Source organism: Salipiger mangrovisoli, from assembly GCF_015223355.1.
Taxonomy (GTDB): domain Bacteria; phylum Pseudomonadota; class Alphaproteobacteria; order Rhodobacterales; family Rhodobacteraceae; genus Salipiger; species Salipiger mangrovisoli.
Window position 1 is genome coordinate 94743 of record NZ_JADFFK010000001.1, and the last position, 18231, is coordinate 112973.

Consider the following 18231-nt stretch of genomic DNA (forward strand, 5'->3'; position numbering starts at 1 on the left):
TATGCAGTGAGCGGGATCAGGTGAGCAGGTAGCCGAGGGCAAGCACCCAGGCCGAGAGCAGAAGCAGCAGGCACAGCATATAGCTGCCGTTCCAGCGCAGGCCGACATGGCGCGCGCTGACATTGCCGAAGCTGCCGGTGAGCAGCGTGGTGGCGGTGAAGGGTGAACTGACGCCGCCGAGCGCCCAGCCCGCGGTGATCGCGACCACGATGACCTCGGCGCGAACGCCCAGCTGATCGGCACTTGGCACCAGCGGGGCGATCAGCGTCACCGCCAGAATGGGGTTCATGCCGAGCTGCCCCAGCAGCGGGATGATCCAGACGAAGCTGACCAGCACCAGCGCCGGCGGCAGATCCTCGGGATGAAAGCCCGAGGACTTGACCAGCGGCGCCAGCAGCGGCGCGCCGATGGTGCCGATGAAGCCGGCCATCATCAGCAGCGTGACCTCGCCGCGGTACGCGGGCAGCTCGCGGAAGACGAACTGGGCACTGCGGTTGCGCAGCGGTGCTCCGCCCTCGCGCTTTTGCAGCAGCGCCCAGCAGGTCGCCATGAGCGGCACGATCAGCAGAACGATGGCGATGATGCGCAGCCCGGTGAGCGATTGCAGCACCAGCACCGAGACCCCGAGCAGGCCAAGCAGCACCAGCAGCGGCGTCATCAGTGCCCAGCTGCCTTCGGGCGCGCTGCGCGGCACCGGCGGATGCGACAGCCGGGGTTTGAAGATCGTGTCCAGCGCCCAGCCGGTCAGGGTGATCAGCGCCGAGGTGCCGAGCGCCGGCAACACCACGGAGGCCCAGCTGGTGCCGGGGATCAGCGCCGTGGTGATGGCAACCGAGAAGGACATCGGCGACCACGGCAGCGAGGCGACGAAACCGCGCTGGATCGCCAGCAGCATGCGGCGGGTGCGGTGGCTGCGGATCTCGGCATCGGGCTCGTCCTGCGCGGCGGCGGTGGCGAGACTGCCGAGCAGCGCGATGGCGCCATAGTTGAGCAACAGCGCAAAGGCCTGCCCGCCCAGGGTCAGGGCAATGTAGCGCCGGCCCGGCGGCTGCATGGCAAGGAAACTGCCCGCGGCGCGGATCGAGCTGGCCTGCTGCGCGGCGCTGCGCAGCGTCGCCAGCGCCGCGAAGAAGGCGGCGATGAAGGCGGCCGAGTGGAAGGCCTTGAGCAGCACCTCCTGCCAGGCCTCGACCCGCCAGATCAGCGCCAGGCCGAGCAGCACAGCCGTTGCCACGAAGAGCCTGCGTCCGGGCGCGACCTGGAGCGTCAGAAGCCCCACCAGCAACGTCACCGCGGGCACCACGAGCCAGTCTAGCGGACCGGTGAGATGCCATTCCTGGACGATGACGAGGCAGGTGATGAGGACCAACAGCAGGCCGGTCGGGGGTGCAAGGGCGGTGTGGGGCGCGGGTGGCGTCATGGGCACGGTGCAGAATCCAGTCTCGTGCGGGCTTATGTCCGGACATAGACCATCCTTGGGGGACAAGGGCAATGCCTCCGCGGGCACGAGGACGTGCCCGGCGCGCAGGGGCACCCCCGGAGGCATGTCGCGGATTTCGGGGGCGTTTCGGGCAGAGGTTCGGGCGGAAGCCGCGGAGTTGACCGGCAATCCCGCCCGTCACGAAAGCTTCACCGAAATGACATGCAACCGAATCTGTTGCGTCACAGCCTCGATACCCAGCGGGGCGAGAAGCCGCCTCGGACAGTCTGGGGGAACCATGCTCACCGTCGAACATCTGACGAAGCGCTTCGGCGCCAACACCGCCGTGGACAGGGCGAGCTTCACCGTCGACCGCCCGATGATGATCGGCATCATCGGCCGTTCCGGCGCGGGGAAATCGACCTTCCTGCGGATGATGAACCGGCTCACCGACGCCACCGAGGGCCGGCTGCTCTTCGAGGGCCGCGACGTGCTGCAGCTGAAGGGCGCCGAGAAACGCGGCTGGCAGTCGGACTGCGCGATGATCTTCCAGCAGTTCAACCTGGTGCCGCGCATGGACGTGGTGTCGAACGTGCTGCACGGCACGCTCGCCCGGCGGGGCACGCTGGCGACGATGTTCAACCTCTACCCGCGCGAGGACATCCATCGCGCCATCGACATTCTCGAGCGGCTCGGCATCGCGGCCCATGCGGCGAAGCGCGCCGAGGCGCTCTCGGGCGGGCAGCAGCAGCGCGTCGCCATCGCCCGCGCGCTCATGCAGGACCCCAAGGTGATCCTCGCCGACGAGCCGATCGCCTCGCTCGATCCGATGAACGCCCAGCTGGTCATGGACAGCCTGCGCCGCATCCACGACGAGGACGGCCGCACGGTGATTGCCAACCTGCACACGCTCGATACCGCGCGGCGCTACTGCGACCGGGTCATCGGCATGCGCGACGGGCGCATCGTCTTCGACGGCACCCCGGCGCAGCTGACCACCGGCGTGGCCCGCGACATCTACGGGGCCGGCGCCGATTTTTCGGAAAATGCCACCTCCACCGAGATCCGTGACCCCGTGGCCACGGCAATCATTCGGGCTGCGGAAGTCGCGGTCTGATCACCCGGACCCAACGGGACGGGTCCAAATCCACATGAGGGACAGAAGATGAAGAAACTGATCGCGGCCGCTCTGGCCAGCACCCTGCTCGCGGGCGCAGCCCAGGCGCAGGAGATCACCGAGTTCCGCCTCGGCATCCTCGGCGGCGAAAACGCCCAGGACCGCATGACCTCGAACCAGTGCTTCGCCGACAAGATCGCCGAGGCGCTCGGCGTCGAGGTGAAGGTCTTCACCCCGGCTGACTACAACGGCGTGATGCAGGGCCTGCTCGGCGGCACCATCGACGCGGCCTGGATGGGCGCATCCTCTTATGCCGGCACCTATATTGCCGACCCCGAGGCGGTCGAGCCGGTGCTGGTCAAGCAGAACCTCGACGGCTCGATCGGCTACTACTCGATCGGTTTCGCCCGCGCCGACAGCGGCGTCACCTCGCTCGAGGATCTCAAGGGCAAGAAGTTCGGCTTCGGCGATCCGAACTCGACCTCGGGCTACCTGATCCCGTCGATCGAGATCGCCGCCGCGGGCTACGACATGACCCCCGGCGCCTACTTCGGCGACGTCGTCTTCACCGGCGGCCACGAGCAGACCATCGTCGCGGTGAACAACGGCGACGTCGATGGCGGCGTGACCTGGGCCGACGGCCAGGGCAACTGGGAAGACGGCTACAACTCTGGCGCGCTGCGCAAGGCGGTGGACGCGGGTCTCGTCGACATGAACGAGCTGGTGCAGATCTGGCAGTCGAACATCATCCCCGAAGGCCCCTTCGTCATCCGCAAGGCGCTGCCGCAGGACGTCAAGGATGCCGTCACCGAGCTGACCGCCAACCTCTGGGAAGAAGACCCCGACTGCGCCTACGGCGTGGCCGCGGGTGATGCCAAGGACTTCATCCCGGTGACCCACGCCGAGTACGAGTCGATCGTCGCGGCGCGCCAGTCCGTGTCGAACTGATCGCTTTCCATCGAGAGGTCCCGCCGGTGCGGGGCCTCTTCTTGTTTGCGGCGGGGCGCCGTCCCGCCTGACAGGCCCGCCAAGCAGGACCAGAGCAGATGACCCAGACCCCCGACGCCCCCCACGATCCGCGCGGCCACTACCTGGCCCTGATGGCGCAGCGGCGCCTCTATGGCGGGATCACCCTCGCGCTTTTCGTGCTGCTGATGGTGTCGGGCTTCATGCTCGCCGATGAGCGCAACGCGGGCGGTTTCTGGAACGGCCTGCCGCAGGTCTTCGACTTTCCCGCCGACGTGCTTGCAGACACGCTGCCGAAGCTCGCCGCGCTGCCCGGACATTTCGTGACGTACTTCCCCGCGCTGGTCGAGACGATCAACATCGCGGCGGTCTCGACGCTGCTTGGCGCCGTTGCGGCGATCGCGCTTTCGCTGCTTTCGACCCGCGGGCTGGCGCGCTGGCCTCGGTTGATCCCGGTGTTCCGACGGTTCATGGACATCCTGCGCGCCGTCCCAGAGATCGTCGTGGCGCTGGTGCTGATCTTCGTGCTGGGCGGCGGGCCGGTGCCCGCCATGCTGGCCATCGCGCTGCACACCGCCGGCGCGCTCGGCAAGCTGTTCTCGGAAGTCAACGAGAACGCCGACCTCAAACCCGTCGAGGGGCTCTCCTCGGTCGGGGCCAGCTGGCTGCAGAGCATGTGGCTGGGCGTGGTGCCGCAGGTCTCGCCCAACTACTTCAGCTACGCGCTGCTGCGCTTCGAGATCAACATCCGCGCCTCGGCCATCCTCGGCTTCGTCGGGGCGGGGGGGATCGGCTACGAGCTGCGCAACGCCATGGCCTGGGGCAAGGGCCGCTTCGACGAGGCGGCCGCGATCTTCCTGCTGCTCTTCCTGACCATCGTCGTCTTCGACCAGCTTTCGAGCCACGTGCGAAATGCGATGATCTCCTCCAAGAAAGGGGGCCACTGACATGGCCGACACCGCGCTCTACGCCTCCGCCGACCGGGTCTTCCGCCGCAAGAGGATTGTCGCCTTCGGCCTGCCTGCCGTGATCCTGCTGTACCTCGGCTATATCTTCTTCGCCTTCGATCTGCCGGGGCTGGCCGGGCGGGCGCGCTGGGACAACGCCCGCACGCTGCTCGCCGACACCTGGAGCTACAAGACCCATGTCACCCGCGACAATCGCGGCGGCGATGTTGCGGTCGCCATCGAGGGCGAGCGCAAGGGCTCCTATCCGCAAGGCACGGCGCCCGACTGGGTGCTCCCGCAGGACGACGGCGCGGTGCGCGTCGCGCTGTCCGGCGGTCAGGAGGTGCTGCTGTTGCCCGGCAACGGCTTTCGCTGGGAGGTGCCGGGCTTCGGCCTGATCGAGGCGCGCCTCGAAGGGCGCAAGATCGTCAGCAACCTGCCTGAAGAAGGCTTGCCTGACTGGATCTCCGCCTCTCCTTCGCGCCTTCAGGTCACCGCCGACGGCGCGCGGGTGGCGCTGACCCGTTCGAAGACCGAGCTCTTCCGCTATTTTCCGGGCTGGGAGCTGTTCTTCTTCACGCTCGACAGCCCCTACCACGGCCATGGATTCGGCGAGATCCTCCTCGGCGCGCAGATCGATCCCGCGCGCGGCAATATCGCCGGAGCGTGGCAGGACTTCTGGCACAACCCCATGTGGCGCCACGCCGATGTGGCCTGGGCGCTGTTCGAGACGCTTCTCATGGCCTTCCTCGGGACGATGGGCGCGGCGCTGGTGGCTCTGCCGCTGGCTTTCCTCTCGGCCAGGAACTTCGCGCCCCTCATGGCCCTGCGGTTCGGCGTGCGGCGGGCCTTTGACTTCCTGCGCGGGGTGGACGGGCTGATCTGGACCATCGTGCTCAGCCGTGCCTTCGGGCCGGGGCCGCTGACCGGCGCGCTGGCGATCCTGCTCACCGACACCGGCTCCTTTGGCAAGCTCTTTTCCGAGGCGCTGGAAAATGTCGACGGCAAGCAGATCGAGGGCGTCGCCTCGACCGGGGCAAGGCCGATCCAGCGCTACCGCTTCGGGGTGATCCCGCAGGTCGTGCCGGTGCTGGTCAGCCAGGTGCTCTACTTCCTGGAATCCAACACGCGCTCGGCGACGATCATCGGCGCGATCACCGGCGGCGGCATCGGCCTGCTGCTCACCCAGGCGATGATCACCCAGAAGGACTGGGAAGAGGTGACCTACTACATCATCCTCGTCATCCTGATGGTGATGGCGATGGACAGTGCGTCCGGCTGGCTGCGCCGCAAGCTGATCAAGGGGCTCTGAATGGCGCGGCTCGGGCCTGAGCCCCTCGTGCATCCCGACTGCGAGATCATCGACTCCGAGCTTGGCACCTATGTCGAGATCGGCCGGGGCTCGCGGCTGAACCGGGTGGAGATGGGCGACTATTCCTACTGCGACCGCTGTGCGGACCTGGCCAATGCCACGGTCGGGAAATTTTCGAATATCGCAAGCTTCACCCGCATCGGCCCGACTGATCACCCGATGGGCAATGCCTCGCTTCACCACTTTCTCTATCGCTCCGAGGATTACTGGGACGATGCCCGCCGCGACGAGGCATTTTTCGCGGCCCGCCATGCGCGGCGCGCCCAGATCGGACATGACACCTGGATCGGCCATGGTGCCGTGGTGCGCCCCGAGGTGACCATCGGCCATGGCGCAGTGGTCGCCGCTTCGGCGGTGGTGACCAGGGACGTGGCGCCCTATACCATCGTTGCGGGCGTGCCGGCGCGGCCCTTGCGGCCCCGCTTTGCACCCGACCTGGCCGAGCGCATGATCGCTCTGGCCTGGTGGGACTGGCCGCATGCGCTGTTGCGTGAGCGGCTGGCGGACTTCCGATCGATGCCGGCGGAGGCCTTTCTCGAGAAATACCAGCGCGTGGAGGGCGGTCCCACGTGAGCGGGGGGCTGCCGCGGTTCCGTTGCGAGGGCTGTGGAGGATCATGCCGAGGCGGCGCCGAAACCCTGCGCCTCCGGGGACTGGGGCGCGCTGGACCAGGTTTCGGGCGCACTGCCGAGGGTGAAGCGGCCGACGTTCTGGCTCAGGGCCAGAGCCGCTGACTGTAGGTCCGAGCTGGCGGCGGAGGTCTGCTCGAACATCGCGGCATTCTTCTGCGTGGTCATGTCGAGTTCACCCACCGCGCTGTTGAGCTCGGACAGTCCCGTGGACTGCTCGCGGGCCGCTTCGGCGATGGCGGTGACCCGCTCGGCGATGGTGCGGATCGATTCGATGATCTCCTTCAGCGCGCCTCCGGTGCGCCCGACCAGCCGCACGCCGTTCTGCACGTGGTCGGACGAGGCGGAAATCTGCGTGTTGATCTCGCTCGCCGCCTCGGAGCAGCGCTGCGCAAGCAGCCGCACCTCCGAGGCGACGACGGCGAACCCCAGGCCGGCATCACCGGCCCGCGCCGCCTCCACCCCGGCGTTGAGCGCAAGCAGGTTGGTCTGGAAGGCAATGTCGTCGATGACCTTGATATTGCCGGATATCGTCTGGAAGGACGCTTCGATGATGCCGATGGCCTCGATGGTTTCGCGCACAACTTCGCCGCTGACCTGCGCGTCCTCGCGGGCCTTGCCCACGATCCCGTCAACATCGGCGGCGTTCCTTGCCGCCTCGGAGACCGAGGCGGTGAGCTGGTCGAGCGCGGCGGCGGTTTCCTCGACTGTGGCGGCCTGGCGTTCGGTGCGCTGTCCGAGCTCTTCGGAGGCCTGGGCGATATGCGCGACGTCGTGGTTGATCGCCTGGGCGTTCTGCGACACGTCGGCCATCGCCTGCTGGAGCTTGTCGGTGGCGCGGTTGAAGTCGTTGCGCAGACCCTCGTAGTCGGCGGGAAACTCCTGCCCGATCGTACTGCCAAGATCGCCGTCGGCGAGCCGGGCGAGCGCATCTTGCAGCGCCGCCACCACCTCTTCCTGCGCGCTCTGCATCGCCGCGCGGCTGCTGGCACCGGACTTCAGATCGTCGCGGCTTTGCCGCAGGTCGCGGCGCAGCGCGTCGAGCGCACGGGCAATGTGTCCGATCTCGTCACCCCGCTTCTGTGCCGGGATCTCGCTGTCGTAATTGCCGCCGGCGACCTCGCCCACGGCGGCGGTGATCCGGCCGAGCGGCCGCGCGAGATTGCGCGCCGCGAAGGCCGCCACCAGCAGGGCGGCGAGAAGGACGGGGATCGCGGCGCGCGCAAGCTTCTCGAGCAAGACACGCGGACCGGCGGCGATCACCTCGGCGGGTTCGGCGGCCAGCAGCGCCCAGGTGGTGCTGGCCGCGGCATCGGCAGGGCCGAGATGGACCGGCTGGTAGGCCGCGGTGAGGACTTCGCCATCGGGCAGGGTGAGGTCGGCAACGCCGCTTTCACCTGCCAGGGCTGCAACAAAGGCTGGGTTTTCGGCCGCGGCGCTTCCCGGAGTGTCGCGCGGATCCGACAGCCCACCGGCGCTGCGCCGGGTGAGATCGGGACCCACCAGCGCAATCCGCGTCGTGTCGGTGAGCGCCGAAGGCATGGTCAGGATGTTGCTGACCTGTGTCACCTCCAGCTCGAACACCAGGGCCCCAACCGTATCCCCCCATTCATTGGCGAGCGGCATCGCGAGGAACCCGACGAAAATATCGTCCAGCATTGGGTCCGGAGCGAAATCGCCGAAACCGAACGCCGCGCCCTCGGCCAGTGCACCGCGCACCGCCGAGCCGAGCGCTCCACCGTCGTCGCCAAGCGTGGTGGCGAAATGGCCCTGCTTCCGGACCGAGTAGACGACCTCGCCCGCGGTCGAGACGATCAACAGGTCACGCAGGTCGATGGCCTCGACCACGCTGCGGAAGCCAGCGTGGAATTTCTTGTGAAAGAGCGAATAGGCAGTGGTGTCCGCCGCCTCCTCCAATGCAGCGCGGTCGTCGGGCGGGTTGGGGTTCTCGTCGACGTAGTAGCGGCGCAGGTGGGCATCCGCCTCGGGACCGAGGCCGGTGTAGGTGCTGAGGATGGCACTGGCGGCCTCGATCGTGCTGGTCTCATCCACAAACTCGCCGAGCGCTTCTAGCTTCTCGTCGAACCAGGCCTCGATCAGCGTGGCGCGGGTGTCGCGGACGGCGGCGAGGCGAAAGGAAACCTCGTGCATCAGCTGGTCGAGCGAAACGGTGTAGGCGATCGCGCCGGCGACACCGAGGCACCCGATTGCGATTGCGATTATCAGGGCGGGCAGTTTCACGGCGACCGAGAGGCTGCGCAGAAGCGACATGGCGGGCTCCTCTATCTGCTGGCAAAAAGGGGGCGATGCGCCCGCGGATGCCGCCAGTTCAATCACGAAACACTGAACAAGCAGCTAACTTCCGCGGGCAGCCTGCGTCAGTCAGGCAAGACGAAGGGGCTGGTCATGCGCGCCGCGGCGCTGGCATCGATCAGCAGGCAGTCGAAGAACTGCACTTCGCGCCTTTCGCGCGGACTGCCGGTGCGGATGTAGTGATCTGCCTGGCGCACCGCCTCGGCGGCAAAGACCGCAACGGGCTGCAACACGGTGTAGGCCAGTTCACCGGCCAGCACGGCGGTCACGGCGTCGGGCGAGCCGTCGAAGCCGCCGACCGTCACCGCTCCAAGCCGCCCGGTCTGTTTCAGCGCCGCCACGGCGCCAAGCGCCATCTCGTCGTTGCCGGCGATCAGCCCGGTGATCTCGGGGTGGGTGTCCAGCAGCGCCAGGGTCTGCTCGTAGCCGCGCGTGCGATCCCAGTCCGCGGCGGCAAGAGCGACGCGCTGCAAGCCTTCGACAGGGTCGAGCACGTTCGCGTAGCCCTTCGAACGGATCGCGGCATTGGGATCGGAGGCGGCGCCAAGCAGTTCGACATAGGTGCCGTTTGCCGCCATTGCCGCTTGCCAGTGGCGCGCACCCAGTTCCGCGCCCTGCGCGTTGTTCGAGAGCAGCTGCGCCACCGCCAGACCGGGCTGCGCGAGCCCGGCGTTGACCACGAAGACCGGGATTCCCGCCGATTTCGCCCGCCGCACCGCCTCGGCCGAGGCCGTGGCATCCGCCGGGTCGAGGATGATTGCATCGACCCCCGCGGCGATGGCGCCATCGACCTGCGCCCCTTCGATCAGCGTGTTGCCTTCATGCGCGGCAACGACGGCCTTGTATCCGAGGTCGTTTGCCGTGGCCTTGGCGACCGCGCCCTCGGCCGCCCAATAGGGGTTCTGGGGATCGTTGACGATGATGCTGATCCGCCCCTCGGCCCGCGCCTGCGCGCCGCCGAGTGCAAGCGCGAGCAGCAGCACCCGCAGCGCCGCACGCCGGAGCGCGGGCAGGAGCGGGGCCGAGGCGCGGTTCCCGGATGGGATCCGGCCATGGGCATGGTCAGGCGGGGCGAATCCGCGAAGGGCGACGGCACGGTGGCGCATGGGAACTCTCCTGTCCCCGGCGGCGCGGCCTGCGGACCGGGTGGCGGGGTCTTACGCCAGGAGAATTGAACATCCGCTTAAGGCCCGCCGCCCCCGTCAGGGGAGACCCGGCTATTCGGCCGCCATGCGCTGCCCCTGCATCGCCGAGATCAGCCTGGCCCCGGCCTCGCCGGCGAGGTAGGTCAGTCGTCCGCCGCTGACCGTCGCCTCGATGGCGCGGCTCTGGGTGTCGATCACCACGAAATCGGCGCGTTTGCCGTGGTCGAGGCTGCCGCGGTCCACCAGGCCCATGATCTCTGCCGGGGTGGTCGAGATCATCGCCCAAGCCTCTGGCAGCGTGCGCAGCCCCTTGTCGACGAGGGTCCAGGCCGCCTCGGCAAGGCAAGGATAGTGGTAGTCCGAGACCAGCGCGTCGCAAAGCCCGGCGGCGATCAGGTGCTGGGCGGAGATATTGCCCGCCTGGCTGCGGCCGCGCACCACGTTGGGCGCGCCCATGAGCACCGGGTCATTGAACGCGCGGGCGACCTTTGCGGCGCCGACGGTGGTCGGGAACTCGGCGATGCGCGCCCCGATCAGCCGGTAGTATTCGCGCGTGTCGCCATCGGGATCGTCGTGGCTGCCGTAGCGGATGTCATGGGTGTCGAAGCTCTCGGCCAGCGCGCAGAGGTGGCGCGGCACGTCGCGGGCGCGCGACTTGGCGTCTTGCAGGCGCGCGACGAAGGACTGCGGCGTGTCCCCGGCGCGCTCCGCCCAGAGCGCGAGCCGATGCGGATCCCGGTGCGCCACGTCGAGCGCCTCGGGCAGGTGATCGTTGAACACGACGTAGTCGATGCCATGCGCGATGACCGCCGCGAGCAGCCGCTCGCGGGTCTCCGGCATATGGGTTTCGCAGCGGACCTGCAGCCGCAGGTCGGTATGGGCGTGCGGCCGGTAGGCGGCGAGGGCGGCCATCACCTGTTCGGCGAAGTCGGGGCCGCGCATCCCGCCCTCCCAACTCCAGCATTGCGCCAGCCAGGCGGTGGTCACGCCATGGGCGGCTGCCTCGCGGTCGGTCCAGCGCAGCCCGGCGAGGATCGGGAAGGGAGCGGAGGGCCGCGGCGCGATGTGACGCTCGAAGGCATCGCCGTGCAGGTCGATGATGCCCGGCAGCACGAGGTAGCCCGAGAGGTCCACCTCGGGCAACGGTCCCTTGCTGATCACGCCGTCCTCGATCACCAGCGACCGCTTCTGCAATGCGCCCTCGCGGAGGATGGAGGCACCGGTGAGGCGCAGGGGGGGAAGTAGGGCCGTCATGCTGGATACCCGCCGTGGCTGCTCTGGGGTTTCGGCAGGTTCTATCCCGGCTCTGTGTCATCGGCGTGACGTTGCGCCGCGCCAGTCTCGTCATGGTTGATCGTCAGTGCCACGCGATCTCCGGCGAACCAGGTGTGGCCCTGTTCAACCGGCACGCCGTCGGGGCCGAGGTTGAGGCTCGACGAATGCAGCAGCGGCTCGCCCTCGCGCAGGTTCAGGTGCAGCGCCTGGGTGGCCGAGGCGGGCTCGGCGGTCAGCCGCGTCCAGGCGCGTGTGTAGTCGGCGATGCCGTGGCGGCGCAGCGCCTCGGTCACGGAATTCACCTCGCCCAGCGTGACATCGAAGCCGGGCAGGCGGGTGATCGGAAAATAGGAGACGAAATGCGCCATCGGCACGCCTCCGGCAAGCGAGATACCCTCGTGCACCAGCAGTGGCTCGCCGGGCCGGAGCTTGAGGGTCTCGCCCTCTCCTGTGTCGGCGGGGCGAATCTCCATGCGCAGTTGGCGGCGGTCGGGCAGGCGGCCCGAGGCGCGCACGTTCTGGCTGAAGCGGGTGCGTCCGCCGATCGGGTAGTCCATCGGAGCCAGGCGCACGAAGACCCCGGCGCCGCGGCGCGAATGGGTCAGGCCGCGCTCGGCCAGATCCGAGAGCGCATGGCGCACCGTGTGACGGTTGACCCCGAAACGGGTGGCCAGTTCGGCCTCGGTCGGGAGCTTGTCGCCGGGGCGGTAGTGGCCGCGCGAGATCTCGTCTTCGAGGGTTGTGGCAATGGCGTGCCAGACGGGGGAGCGGGGCATCAGGGAACCTTTGTCACCGAAACTTCATGCAATGAGCCCTTGCCCGACTCGGGGTGCAGGGCGTATCACATGTCTAGTTGTATAGTTATCTAGACAAATCGGCAAGGTGTCCAGATGGAAACTCCTGAACAGGAAATCGCCGCGCGGCAGGGCTGGATGGGCCTCTTGGCGCGCGCCCCGGCTGAGCGGCTTGCGGAACTGCTGGGGAGGGAGGCTCTGCCCGGCTTCGACTGGCTGCGCGTGCCCGAGACCGGCGGCGTCATGGTGCGCGGCCGCATGGGTGGCACGGGCGCGCCCTTCAACCTCGGAGAGATGACCGTGACCCGCTGCGCGCTGCGGCTCGAGAGTGGCGAGGTGGGTCATGCCCATGTGCAGGGCCGCAACCGCGCCCATGCCGAACGCGCCGCGCTCGTGGATGCGCTGATGCAGGGGCCGCGGGCCGATGAGATGCAGGCCTCGGTTCTGGTGCCGCTGGCCTCGGAAGAGGCGGCACGGCGGGACGCGCGGGCGGCGCGGGCCGCGGCGACGAAGGTGGACTTCTTCACCATGGTGCGGGGGGAATGATGTCGGCAGATGTGATGAACGGCAACGTGCTGACGGGCGGCTTTGCCGACGCCCCGGTGCAGGCGGCACGCGCCTTCCGCGCGGCGCTCGAGGCCATGGCGCGGCCGGGCCGGATCGAGACCGTCGAAGGAGCCGAGGCGCCGGGGATTTCCACGGCGGCGGCGGTGCTCCTGCTGACGCTCTGTGACCGCGAGACGCCGATCCACCTTGCGCCCGGCTGCGACGGCGCGGCGCTGAAGCGCTGGATTGCCTTCCACATCGGTGCGCCGGTGGTGGCGGCGGAGGAGGCGATGTTCGCCCTCGGCGGCTGGCAGGCGCTGAAGCCGCTCGACCGCTACCGGATCGGCACCGCCGAATACCCGGACCGCTCGGTGATGCTGATCGTCGAGGTGGAGTCTCTGGAGAGCGCCGGCATGAAACTCACCGGGCCCGGCATCGAGAGCGAGGCGGCGCTGAATTTGCCCGAGGTCGAGGCCTTCGCGCGCAACGGCCTTCTCTTCCCGCTCGGCTGGGATTGCTACTTCACCGCGCAGGACCGTCTGGCGGCGCTGCCGCGCACGACCAAAGTGGAGGCGCTCTGATGTATGTGGCTGTGAAAGGCGGCGAGCGCGCGATCGACGCGGCGCATGAATGGCTGGCCGAGGAGCGGCGCGGGGACACAACTGTGCCCGAGCTCACCGTGCCGCAGATTCGCGAGCAGATGGCGCTGGCGGTGAACCGGGTGATGGCCGAGGGCTCGCTCTACGATCCCGATCTTGCGGCGCTGGCGATCAAGCAGGCGCGGGGCGACCTGATCGAGGCGATCTTCCTCATCCGCGCCTACCGCACGACCCTGCCGCGGCTCGGCCATTCCGCGCCGGTGGACACCACCGGGATGCGCTGCGACCGGCGCATCAGCGCCACCTTCAAGGACGTGCCGGGCGGGCAGGTGCTGGGGCCGACCTTCGACTACACGCACCGTCTGCTGGACTTCGCGCTGGAGGCAGAGGGAGAGGCGCCGCGTGCCCGCGAGGCCGAGCCGCGCCGCGAGCCGACGCCGCGGGTGACCGAGTTCCTGAACAAGGACGGTCTGATCCAGGATGAGCCACGCTCGGATGGCACGCCTCCCGACATGACACGCGAGCCGATGGAATATCCCGCCGGCCGCCCGCTGCGCCTGCAGGCGCTGACCCGTGGCGACGAGGGCTTCGTGCTGGGCATGGCCTATTCCACCCAGCGCGGCTACGGCCGCAACCACCCCTTCGTCGGCGAGCTGCGCATCGGCGCGGTCGAGGTCGAGATGGAGGTGCCCGAGCTGGGCTTTTCCGTCTGCATCGGCGAGCTGACCCTCACCGAATGCGAGACCGTGAACCAGTTCGCCGGATCGAAGACCGAGCCGGCGCAGTTCACCCGCGGTTACGGGCTGGTCTTCGGCCAGACCGAGCGCAAGGCAATTTCGATGGCGCTGGTCGATCGGGCGCTGCGCTGGGAGGAACTGGGCGAGGAGAACATCGGCGCCCCGGCGCAGGACGAGGAGTTCGTTCTGGCGCATTCCGACAATATTCAGGGGACAGGTTTCCTCGAACATATCAAGCTTCCGCACTACGTCGACTTTCAGTCCGAGCTGGAACTTGTCCGCAAGATGCGGGCAGAGGCTCTGGGCACAGCAAAATTCAAGGAGGCTGCGGAATGAGCAAGGGTTATCACGGGGCGAAACTGCCCGAACTGCCGAAGGGTCAGGACTGGTACTGCGCGCTGGTCGAGGTGGTCCGCATGCCGGGCACGCCCTGTCCCTTCTTCGGCGACGAAGAGGGAGAGGTCGACGAGGACGCGGCGCTGGCGGTGCTGTGGATCTGCCTCTCGGCCAATTCCCCGGCCGAGGTCGAGGTGCAGCTGTCGGAGCATGTCGCGGAATGCGGCGGCGTGGCCAGCAGCATCGAGGATGTCCGGCTGATCTCGGCCCCCTCGGACCTGCCGCTCGACGAGGACGGCGCGGTCGACGAGGGGCTTCTGGAAGCCTTCAGCGACCCCGACCTCGGCGACGAGATCGTCTGGGGCGAAATCTACCTCTTCGGCGAGGAGCCAGAGTCATGACGGAGCAGGCCTACAATTTTGCCTATCTCGACGAGCAGACCAAGCGGATGATCCGCCGCGCGCTGCTCAAGGCGCTGGCGGTGCCGGGCTACCAGGTGCCCTTCGCCAGCCGCGAGATGCCGATGCCCTACGGCTGGGGAACGGGGGGCGTGCAGGTGACTGCCGCCTGCCTCACCCCCGAGGACCGGCTGAAGGTCATCGACCAGGGCGCCGATGACACCACCAACGCCGTCTCGATCCGCAAGTTCTTCGAGCGCACCGCCGAGGTGGAGACCACCGAGCACACCGCCGAGGCGACGGTGATCCAGACCCGCCACCGCATCCCCGAGCAGCCGCTCGGGGAAGGGCAGATCCTGGTCTACCAGGTGCCGATCCCCGAGCCGCTGCGCTTCCTCGAGCCCCGTGAGACCGAGACCCGCAAGATGCACGCGCTGGAAGAATACGGTTTGATGCACGTCAAGCTCTACGAGGACATCGCCCACAACGGCGCGATCTCGACCGCCTATGCCTACCCGGTGAAGGTCGAGGGGCGCTACGTGATGGACCCCTCGCCGATCCCGAAGTTCGACAACCCCAGGCTCGAGAGCGCGGCGATCCAGCTTTTCGGCGCGGGCCGCGAGCAGCGCATCTACGCGCTGCCGCCGCACACCAGGGTGGTCAGCCTCGATTTCGAGGACCACCCGTTCGAGGCCAGCAAGGCGGACCACGACTGTGATCTCTGCGGCTGCGGCACCAGCTACCTCGACGAGGTGATTACCGACGACGCGGGCGGGCGGATGTTCGTCTGCTCCGACACCGACTTCTGCGCCTCGCGGCAGGCCGACGGTCACCGTGGCGCGCTCTCCCCGCAGGAGGAACTCGCATGACCCCGCTGCTCTCCGTCCAGGGCGTGACCAAGCACTACGGCGCACGGCTCGGCTGCGGCGACGTGAATTTCGATCTCTGGCCCGGCGAGGTCATGGGCATCGTCGGCGAGAGCGGATCGGGCAAGTCGACGCTGCTGTCGTGCCTGTCGGGGCAATTGCCCCCCGACGCGGGCAAGGTGGTCTTCGACACCCGCGCGGATGGCCCGCGCGACGTGCTGACCATGTCCGAGCCCGAGCGCCGGATGCTGGCGCGCACCGACTGGGCCTTCGTGCACCAGAACGCCCGCGACGGGCTGCGCATGGGGGTCTCGGCAGGCGGCAACGTCGGCGAACGGCTGATGGCCGTGGGCGCGCGCAACTACGCCGATATCCGCGCGCAGGCGATCGACTGGCTGGGCCGGGTGGAGATCTCGGAAGACCGCGTCGACGACCGTCCGCGTGCCTTCTCGGGCGGCATGCAGCAGCGCCTGCAGATCGCCCGCAACCTCGTCACCGGCCCGCGGCTGGTGTTCATGGACGAGCCGACCGGGGGCCTCGACGTCTCGGTGCAGGCGCGGCTTCTGGACCTGCTGCGCGGGCTGGTGCGCGAGATGGGGCTGTCGGCGGTGATCGTCACCCACGATCTGGCGGTGGTGCGGCTGCTCGCGGACCGGCTGATGGTGATGAAGGGCGGGCGCGTCGTGGAAACCGGGCTCACCGACCAGGTGCTCGACGATCCGCAGCATGGCTACACCCAGCTGCTGGTGTCGAGCGTGCTGCAGGTATGACCGGCGTGGCGCCTGTGGCGCGGGCGGGATCTGCGTATTTGGAAAGAGAAGAAGGACAGGTGTCATGATCCGGATCTCGGACGTGTCGAAGAGCTTCGTGCTGCACAACCAGGGCAGCGCGGTGATCCCGGTGATGGAGGGCGCCTCGCTCTCGGTGGCGCCGGGCGAATGCGTGGCGCTGGTGGGCAATTCCGGCGCGGGCAAGTCCACCTTGATGCGGATGATCTACGGCAACTACCTTGCCGGGGCCGGGCGCATCCTGGTGGGCGATGTGGATGTCGCGCGGGCCGAACCGCGCGAGATCCTGACGCTGCGCCGCGAGGTGCTGGGCTACGTCAGCCAGTTCCTCCGCGTGGTGCCGCGGGTGCCGACGCTCGAGGTCGTGGCCGAGCCGGTGCTGGCGGCCGGCGGCAGCGCTGAGGCAGGCGCGGCGCGGGCGCGCGCGCTCCTGGCGCGGCTCAACATTCCCGAACGGCTCTGGAGCCTTTCCCCCACCACCTTCTCGGGCGGTGAGCAGCAGCGGGTCAATATCGCGCGCGGCTTCGCGCATGGCTTCCCGGCGCTGCTGCTCGACGAGCCCACCGCCTCGCTCGATGCGACCAACCGCGCGGTGGTGCTTGACCTGATCGAGGAGGCTAAGGCGCGTGGCGCGGCGATCATCGGCATCTTCCACGACCTCGAGGCGCGACAGCGCGTCTGCGACCGCGAGATCGACGTCAGCGCCTTCACCCCGGCACGGGTCGCGTGAGCGGGCGGGTCTTCGCCCTCGTCGGCCCCTCGGGCGTCGGCAAGGACAGCCTGCTTGCCGAGGCCGCGGCGCGGGTGCCGGGTCTGCACGTGGTGCAGCGCGTGGTGACGCGCGCACCGGGGGCCGGGGGTGAACCCTGTCTCGCGGTTTCCGAAGAGGTGTTCGCGGAGATGCTGGCGGAGGGGGCCTTCGCCCTGCACTGGCGCGCGCACGGTCTGTGTTACGGCATCCGCCGGACCGAGCTGGCGCCGCGCGCTGCGGGCCGCCCGGTGGTGTTCAACGGCTCGCGCGGGGCGCTGGAGCAGGCGGCGCAGGTGCTGCCCGACCTGGAGGTGCTGCATGTGACCGCGCGGCCCGAGGTGCTGGCGGCGCGGCTGGCGGCGCGGGGGCGTGAGAGCCGCGAGCAGATCGCGGGCCGCCTTGCGCGTGCGGCACTGCCGCTGCCGCACGCGCTGAAGCAGGGGCTGACGGTCCATGAAATCGACAACTCCGGGCCGCTGGAGATCGCCGCGGCCCGGCTGGTGGCGCTGTTTCAGCCGGTGAGGGCATAGCGGTGGAGCAGGTGGAAGCGCCCGTCCTCCGCCTCGCCGAAAAGGCAGAGGTCGCGTACCTCGAAGGGCTGCGGCAGCAGCGGCGCAAGCACCGGCGCAAGCACCTCGGCGACCTGCTCGGCCTCGCCGAAGGCCAGCTTGCCGGTGAGCGTGAGGTGGAATTTGAACTCCGCCATCACGTAGGGGTAGCCCCAGCGCGCGAGGTTGTCTTCCTGCGCCGGGCTCAGGCGCGCCCGGCGGCGGCGCTCCAGCTCGGCCTCGGAGGGAGGGGCGCGGTGCGGGTCCAGCGTCTCGACCACCTCGGCGGCGAGGCGCGCCAGCGGCGTCGCATCGCCCTCGATGGTGAGCGCGAGGAAACTGCCGATGCGCGTGAGCGCGAGGCCGGAAAGGGTCACCGGCTTCAGCCGCGCCGCCAGCGCCGCGAGATCGGCCTGCAGCGCCTTGATGTCGCCGGTCAGCCGCATCGGCGGCTTGAGGGTGCCATGGAAGCCGTACTTGCGCGGCGTCTCGGTGATCTCGGCGATCGGGCGCGGCAGGCCCGGCAGCGGCGGATGGGCAACGAAGGCACCGCGCGCGGGGTCCCAGCCCAGCCAGGCGGCGGCGAACTCGGCCAGCGGCCCCGGTGGCGGGGCGACGTAGATGGCGTAACGGGAATAATCATGCATGGCGCGCGTCATGACAGCGTCATGTCACAGAAGCATG

19 protein-coding genes are annotated in these 18231 nt (G+C 68.8%); 13 read left to right on the forward strand and 6 right to left on the reverse strand.

The features are described from left to right. Window positions 1–16 precede the first annotated feature (16 nt). Window positions 17–1420 (reverse strand): hypothetical protein, encoded by a 1404-nt coding sequence (locus IQ782_RS00440; RefSeq protein WP_194133182.1) that lies wholly within the window; start codon window positions 1418–1420, stop codon window positions 17–19. A gap of 298 nt (window positions 1421–1718) precedes the next feature. Between IQ782_RS00440 and phnC the strand changes: the two genes are divergently transcribed. The 5 genes from phnC to IQ782_RS00465 all read left to right on the forward strand — a co-directional run bounded on the left by phnC (window position 1719) and on the right by IQ782_RS00465 (window position 6395). Further along, entirely contained in the window at window positions 1719–2537 is an 819-nt protein-coding gene (gene phnC / locus IQ782_RS00445) for a phosphonate ABC transporter ATP-binding protein (RefSeq protein WP_194132646.1), read from the forward strand. Between the two features lie 48 nt (window positions 2538–2585). Further along, a complete protein-coding gene (phnD, locus tag IQ782_RS00450; protein WP_194132647.1) occupies window positions 2586–3485 on the forward strand; it encodes a phosphonate ABC transporter substrate-binding protein in 900 nt (299 codons plus the stop codon). Window positions 3486–3583: 98 nt separating this feature from the next. Next, window positions 3584–4450 (forward strand): phosphonate ABC transporter, permease protein PhnE, encoded by an 867-nt coding sequence (gene phnE, locus IQ782_RS00455; RefSeq protein WP_194132648.1) that lies wholly within the window; start codon window positions 3584–3586, stop codon window positions 4448–4450. A gap of 1 nt (window position 4451) precedes the next feature. Continuing rightward, window positions 4452–5762, forward strand: a complete 1311-nt coding sequence (gene phnE / locus IQ782_RS00460) for a phosphonate ABC transporter, permease protein PhnE (RefSeq protein ID WP_194132649.1) — start codon at window positions 4452–4454, stop codon at window positions 5760–5762. Next, the gene (locus IQ782_RS00465) at window positions 5763–6395 is read left to right on the forward strand and encodes an LbetaH domain-containing protein (protein WP_194132650.1); all 633 of its coding nucleotides are present in this window, start codon (window positions 5763–5765) and stop codon (window positions 6393–6395) included. A gap of 41 nt (window positions 6396–6436) precedes the next feature. On the opposite strand, the gene IQ782_RS00470 is transcribed toward IQ782_RS00465, so the two are convergent. From IQ782_RS00470 to phnF, 4 genes are all read right to left on the reverse strand, one after another. Beyond that, entirely contained in the window at window positions 6437–8722 is a 2286-nt protein-coding gene (locus IQ782_RS00470; protein ID WP_194132651.1) for a methyl-accepting chemotaxis protein, read from the reverse strand. 107 nt (window positions 8723–8829) lie between these two features. Then, on the reverse strand, window positions 8830–9870 hold the full coding sequence (locus IQ782_RS00475; protein ID WP_194132652.1) for a substrate-binding domain-containing protein: 1041 nt from the start codon (window positions 9868–9870) through the stop codon (window positions 8830–8832). A 111-nt stretch (window positions 9871–9981) separates the two neighbouring features. Continuing rightward, window positions 9982–11163: an alpha-D-ribose 1-methylphosphonate 5-triphosphate diphosphatase gene (locus IQ782_RS00480; RefSeq protein WP_194132653.1), complete on the reverse strand. Its 1182-nt coding sequence runs from the start codon at window positions 11161–11163 to the stop codon at window positions 9982–9984. Window positions 11164–11204: 41 nt separating this feature from the next. Beyond that, window positions 11205–11960 (reverse strand): phosphonate metabolism transcriptional regulator PhnF, encoded by a 756-nt coding sequence (phnF, locus tag IQ782_RS00485; protein WP_194132654.1) that lies wholly within the window; start codon window positions 11958–11960, stop codon window positions 11205–11207. A gap of 114 nt (window positions 11961–12074) precedes the next feature. Here phnF and phnG point away from each other — a divergent pair, with 114 nt between their 5' ends. The 8 genes from phnG (at window position 12075) to phnN (ending at window position 17529) form a co-directional block, all read left to right on the forward strand. Further along, a complete protein-coding gene (phnG, locus tag IQ782_RS00490; protein ID WP_194132655.1) occupies window positions 12075–12524 on the forward strand; it encodes a phosphonate C-P lyase system protein PhnG in 450 nt (149 codons plus the stop codon). A gap of 14 nt (window positions 12525–12538) precedes the next feature. Further along, window positions 12539–13105, forward strand: a complete 567-nt coding sequence (gene phnH, locus IQ782_RS00495) for a phosphonate C-P lyase system protein PhnH (protein WP_194133183.1) — start codon at window positions 12539–12541, stop codon at window positions 13103–13105. Then, a complete protein-coding gene (locus tag IQ782_RS00500; protein ID WP_194132656.1) occupies window positions 13105–14196 on the forward strand; it encodes a carbon-phosphorus lyase complex subunit in 1092 nt (363 codons plus the stop codon). The genes phnH and IQ782_RS00500 overlap by 1 nt, the downstream gene beginning before the upstream one ends. Beyond that, the gene (locus IQ782_RS00505; RefSeq protein WP_194132657.1) at window positions 14193–14597 is read left to right on the forward strand and encodes a hypothetical protein; all 405 of its coding nucleotides are present in this window, start codon (window positions 14193–14195) and stop codon (window positions 14595–14597) included. The genes IQ782_RS00500 and IQ782_RS00505 overlap by 4 nt, the downstream gene beginning before the upstream one ends. Next, window positions 14594–15463, forward strand: coding sequence for an alpha-D-ribose 1-methylphosphonate 5-phosphate C-P-lyase PhnJ (locus IQ782_RS00510; RefSeq protein WP_194132658.1), 870 nt, complete (start codon window positions 14594–14596; stop codon window positions 15461–15463). The genes IQ782_RS00505 and IQ782_RS00510 overlap by 4 nt, the downstream gene beginning before the upstream one ends. Then, the gene (gene phnK / locus IQ782_RS00515; protein WP_194132659.1) at window positions 15460–16230 is read left to right on the forward strand and encodes a phosphonate C-P lyase system protein PhnK; all 771 of its coding nucleotides are present in this window, start codon (window positions 15460–15462) and stop codon (window positions 16228–16230) included. The genes IQ782_RS00510 and phnK overlap by 4 nt, the downstream gene beginning before the upstream one ends. Window positions 16231–16294: 64 nt before the next feature. Further along, on the forward strand, window positions 16295–16978 hold the full coding sequence (gene phnL / locus IQ782_RS00520; protein WP_194132660.1) for a phosphonate C-P lyase system protein PhnL: 684 nt from the start codon (window positions 16295–16297) through the stop codon (window positions 16976–16978). Continuing rightward, window positions 16975–17529 carry a phosphonate metabolism protein/1,5-bisphosphokinase (PRPP-forming) PhnN gene (gene phnN, locus IQ782_RS00525; RefSeq protein ID WP_194132661.1) on the forward strand — a complete coding sequence of 185 codons (555 nt, stop codon included), beginning with the start codon at window positions 16975–16977 and terminating at the stop codon, window positions 17527–17529. Before phnL ends, phnN begins: the two co-directional genes overlap by 4 nt. On the opposite strand, the gene IQ782_RS00530 is transcribed toward phnN, so the two are convergent. Next, entirely contained in the window at window positions 17511–18194 is a 684-nt protein-coding gene (locus IQ782_RS00530) for a DUF1045 domain-containing protein (RefSeq protein ID WP_194132662.1), read from the reverse strand. The genes phnN and IQ782_RS00530 overlap by 19 nt on opposite strands. Window positions 18195–18231: the final 37 nt, after the last annotated feature.